Raw genomic sequence first — 4,305 nt, forward strand, 5'->3', positions numbered from 1 at the left:
CTCTCGTCACCGAGAATCTTGCGAGTCTCGTAGACCATCTTCATCTCTTCGCTCGTATAGCCTTCATGCTTCTCCGAGCCAATCTGTGGGATCAGGTTGAAGCCAATCGGGTGCTGGAACGTTTTCGGTGGATGCGTTTGGCCCACCAGTGCGCTGCGGACGCTGTCGTTGAGTTCTTCGTTGCCCGCCAACCCCGCTCCGCTAGTCGCTTGGTACGTGCTGACGACGACGCGGCGAACGCGAGCAGCGCGATGCAGTGGCGACAACGCGACGACCATTTGTGTGGTGCTGCAGTTCGGGCTAGCGATGATGCCTTGATGGTTATCGACCGCTTCGGGATTGACCTCGGGGACAATCAATGGAACCTTGGGGTCCATTCGCCAATAGCCGCTTTCGTCCACCACGACGGCTCCTGCCTTGACTGCCCACGGTGCAAATTCGGCCGAGACTTCATCGGGGGTGCTGGCGATGACTAGATCGATATGGTTGAACGCCGAAGGTTCCAACAATTCGACTTTCAGTGTCTCTCCGCGGAAACGCACTTCCTTGCCAACGGATCGCTCCGACGCAAGCAGTTTCAGCCGCTTGAATGGCAGTTCGCGCTCGGCAAGTTGTTCAAGGACAATGCGGCCAACCGCACCGGTGGCGCCAACGAGAGCAAGTGTTTCGTACACGGAAATAAGTTCTCAGGTAGGAGGTTAGGAAAATGTGGAAGGAGTATCGATCGTGTGATTCCGTAGGTCACAGCCGCCGCAGGCATCGCGAGCGAGAAAGGGAACGAGTGATGGAGTGGTCCCAAACGCGGTTCCGCCCTGCCCTGCCCCGGCGATCATCGCAGTGTTGCGAGATTCATCGCACCGTTGCCCGAATCATCGCACTGTTGCAAGATTCATTGCACCGTTGCCCGATAACGACCGCAGCACACAAGCACGTTAGGCTCGTGTGCCGCATCCACGGAAAATCAACTGATTCGCCGTATTGTGATCGGTCGACGGGATTTTGGGTATGACCTGAGGGAATTTATCCCAACCTGCCGCCGGAAGCTTCTTATCAGGCCATCACCGCACGGAATCGACCGACTTATTGATTCTCTTTCATCGCCTTGATGACTTCGGGAAGCTTCTCATCGACCAGCCCGTATCCGCCACGACCTTCCATTACTCGTGATTCGACGTCCAATTGGACTTCGCCCGACGTAGAATCCCAGAACTTGGTGATCGTTTCTTTGTCGAGTGGTTTGTAGGATCGGAACAGACGGAAACCGATGCCACGTGACGGATAGTCGGTCAACCACCAAGGGCTCTTCGGAAAATTGGGATCCGAATCCTTCCATTCGATGTCATCCGACGCCAATCGAGCGGCACTGCGAAGTTCCTCGGGATCCATTTCCCAGCTGCCGCCACGAACGACACAGGGCGACGAGGTTTCTGGCCACTGGACGACCTCGGTCGCATTGATCGGTGCTTTCTCTGCAAACGATTCGTAGCCATCTTCGGTGTATTGATTGACGGTCCATTCGGCCACGTTGCCGTGCATGTCATGCAATCCGAACGGGTTCGGTTTTTTGGTGCCAACGGCTTCTTGGCCTTCGTCCGCGTTGTCGTAATACCACGCATAGTCGTCGATGTCGTCGGCGGAATCACCCCAGCTGAATGCAGTCGCTTTGCCACCGCGAGCGGCGTATTCCCATTCCGCTTCGGTGGGCAATCGGTATTGTTCGCCCGTGATGCGGCTGAGCCATTTGGTGAACTGTTGTGCCGCATACTGGGTCATCGTGACGGCGGCCTGCTCGGGACGCTCACCATATTCGTAGGTGAAACTCGGTTCGTACAGCTGAGTCGGTGCGGTGATCGCGTCAGCCATGTTGGACTCGTCGACCGGGCGAATGCCTTCGCGTTCAAATTCCTTGAACACGTTGTACAGCGACATGAATTCTTTGTACTGAGCCCAGTTGATCTCGGTTTTGGCCACCCACATCGGATCGACGTTGACTTTGATCTGAGGACCTTCGGCTTCGCCACGATCCTCTTCGTCTTCGGGGCTGCCCAATAGGAACGATCCGCCCGGAACGGGAACCATGTCGATCGTCAGATCGGTACCCGGGATCGTCATCGTGTAGGGAACCATGTATCCCTCATCCACTTTGACCGAAGGGCCTTCGCTCGGTTTTTCTTTGGCAATCCCCTCGACAGAGCCGCTTTTTCCGGTGTCCGGAGCGTCCGCCAAAGCGGCAGCCGTGAAAAATGTGAGCGAAAAAGCCAAGCAAAGCGAGCTTGTTTTGACGATTTTGGTCGGTAGATATTTCATACAGAAGTGTATTGGGTGTGGCGAAAACATCGGGTTTTTCTTATCAACAATTTGACTAAGCCCATACTAGCCATCGAACTCAATAGTGCAATCACGGGAGTGCAGGAGAATTCGCTGCAATGGACGTGTCCGACGGGTCGTAATTGCTGTAGCTGCTGCGCGGCTGGGCGGTGGCCATTACGCGGTGCCTCGATTTGGGAACCACTAAAGCAATCACTGCGGCCCAAATTCCCTCACTTAGACACATCTCGGCAATCGCCACGACTGGTTCCCAGGCTCCAGCCGAGACCCCAATGAATTGCAGGCTCCCGCCCAATGCCATCGACTTTGGCACTAAACGGGTGGCGTTTGTAGCGGTGCGGGGCCCGCCCGGTCTAAACCGAACGTTTTACTCGCCTCAACCGGACGGCTCACGCCGTGCCGCTACCAAAGTAGATGGCGTTTGGGCTCCCCTCTGCCGAGCGAGCAAAGACGAGGCGAGAGCGTCGAAAGGTAACGCTGTGAAGCATTTTTTCGTAGCGAAACTCGCAGAGAGTTTCGGTTTTACTCGCGTGGCCGAAAGTCTCTGCGACTTTCGCTACAGCTAATTCGCGTTTTCCTTATAGGGAGAAATGCTTCACAGCGTTCCTCGAAAGGGCGTTCCAAGGCAGCAGCCTAGGAACGAGTGTTTTTGGTGGCGTTCACCGATATGTGTCGTTAATCACGCACTACAACGGTTCAAAATCAGGTCGGCTTCCCAGTCGGACGGGGACGATCTGTTTTTTATTCTGGCGATAAATTTCCACGTTGACGACCGTCTCGGCCAATGAATCGCCGATGATTCGCATCAAATGTCCGCGGTCGGTGACCAGTGTGTTGTCCACCCGCAGGATCAGATCGCCTTGGCGTAAACCTGCCACCGCAGCGGGCGATTCTTTGTCGGCCAACCCGGAAATCATCGCCCCGCGGACTCGCGCGTCGTCCCCGATCAATTCATGGTCAGCCACGTCGGCCAATCCGACGCCCAGCCAGCCGCGTTCGACACGGCCGGATGCCTTCAATCGCTCGTAAATCTGTTGGACCACGTTGCTGGGGATCGAAAAGCTGACCCCTTGGTAGGTGTCGCCCACAATCGCGGTATTGATACCGATCAATGTTCCGCGGGCATCGACAAGCGGGCCGCCGCTATTGCCGGGATTTACCGCGACATCGCTTTGCATGAAATCTTGATACTGAGTGCTAGCACGGACCAAGCGATGTTTGCCGCTGAGGATGCCAAAGGTGACCGTGCGATCGAGTCCGAAGGGGCTACCAACGGCCCACACCGGGGAACCCACGCGACAGCGGTCGCTGTCACCCCACTGGATCGGCATCAGTTTGTCAGAGTTGACTTTCAAGACGGCAAGGTCGGTAAGCGGATCGGACCCGACGACCACTGCGGCGGTGCGTCGACCATCGCTGAGCGTCACCATGACATCCTCGCCATCGGCGATCACATGACGATTGGTGACGATGTAGCCTTCCTTGTCGACGATCACGCCGCTGCCTTGGTCCGACGTGGTCAACGCATCCGAACGGCGGAAACTGGCCGCCGACGCGAGCGCTTCGATCGGCCGACGTTTGACTTCGATGTGCACCACGCTTGGGCCGACCGCAGCGGTCACCATCTGGTAAGCCTCGCTCAGCGTGTCCAGCGACACATTTTTCAGCCCCTCGCTGCCTTGGTCATACTCAGCCCGCAGCGCACCCCGGTGCCACGAATAACGGATCTCTTCGACAATCTGAGGGACGGCGAAACGCGCCGCGGCCAACATCAATGCCATCGTCGCCAACAGCATCAAACTTTGTAGGATCGGATCGGGATGACGCAGCGATTTGCGATCCGCCTGTTTGACGCCAACCTGTTTCGCAGTGTCGTCGTCGGTAGCAGTGTCGTCGTCGGTATTTAATTCGGTTTTGCGAATCGCAGTCTCGTTTTCTTCTGCGGTCACATTCGCCATTTCCAGCGTCGATGTCTCC

The 4,305-nt window shown here is 56.5% G+C and carries 3 protein-coding genes; all 3 read right to left on the reverse strand.

Annotated features, from left to right (window positions below; genetic code table 11):
- Positions 1–674 (reverse strand): aspartate-semialdehyde dehydrogenase (locus RMSM_RS14595; RefSeq protein ID WP_008697451.1); only part of this gene is annotated, 674 nt, incomplete at its 3' end.
- A gap of 406 nt (positions 675–1,080) precedes the next feature.
- Entirely contained in the window at positions 1,081–2,307 is a 1,227-nt protein-coding gene (locus RMSM_RS14600) for a formylglycine-generating enzyme family protein (protein ID WP_008697454.1), read from the reverse strand.
- A 707-nt stretch (positions 2,308–3,014) separates the two neighbouring features.
- The coding region (locus RMSM_RS14610) for a S1C family serine protease (protein WP_144057655.1) at positions 3,015–4,305 on the reverse strand (1,291 nt) is incomplete at its 5' end.

The sequence above is a fragment of the Rhodopirellula maiorica SM1 genome (genome assembly GCF_000346295.1).
Classification (GTDB): Bacteria; Planctomycetota; Planctomycetia; order Pirellulales; family Pirellulaceae; genus Novipirellula; species Novipirellula maiorica.